The sequence below is a fragment of the Photorhabdus caribbeanensis genome, from assembly GCF_018448885.1.
GTDB classification, from domain to species: Bacteria; Pseudomonadota; Gammaproteobacteria; order Enterobacterales; family Enterobacteriaceae; genus Photorhabdus; species Photorhabdus caribbeanensis.
This window is the reverse complement of sequence record NZ_RCWB01000131.1, coordinates 1-711: the sequence shown is the minus strand read 5'-3', so window position 1 is coordinate 711 and position 711 is coordinate 1. Positions and strand designations below refer to the sequence as shown.

Annotated in this window: 1 pseudogene; it reads right to left on the bottom strand. The window is 58.8% G+C overall.

The features are described 5' to 3' along the window. Positions 1–711 (bottom strand): annotated as a pseudogene (locus EAE90_RS24925) (hemagglutinin repeat-containing protein); the annotation flags it as partial.

The window sequence follows — 711 nt, the reverse complement described above, 5'->3', positions numbered from 1 at the left end:
GCGTGCTTAAGGCGTCCAGCGTCAGGTTATGGCCTGCCGTTATCTCGGTGTGACCGTCTTTACCGGCATTTTTAACGTCACTGGCGGTGAGCTGAACATTGTTAATGGCGCTCAGCGATAAGGCGCCTTTATCATTCTGCACATAGATGCCCGCTGGACGGTCCAGCCAGCGGTTAGCTTCATCCCCGCGCACGGTCGATGCGCTGATGATATCCCGGCCTTTCAGAGTCACCCGGTCATCCCCCTGAATCCGGCCGCCCCGGTTAGTGAGCGTCTGTTGGGCCGCTAAATCTACTTTACCGCCGCGAATAAAGCCGCTGTTGGTCAAATTGTTGGCCGTCAGTTGAGTGATGTCACGCCCGCTCATCGTGCCGCTGTTGGTGATATCGCCCTGACTGTTGAGCGCCACGGTATTCCCGGCCAGCAAGGCGCCATCGCTGCGCAGGTCGCCCTGACGGACGCGCGCGTAAACCTGCGGCACAGTCACTACCTCGGTAGTGCCATCCGGCAGGGTCACGGTTTGGTTAGTCAGCCAGATAATGTCCGAAGTCAGCAACGCCATCTGTGCCGGACTCAGCGCCACACCCGGCGTTAACTGTTGCTGTTTGCCAAAGGCGACACCGGCATCCATCAGCGCTTTAAACTGCGCTTCGTCGTTGTTGTAGCCCGGCAGATAGCGCTGGCCGGTCAACTGGGTGATTTGGTCGCGCA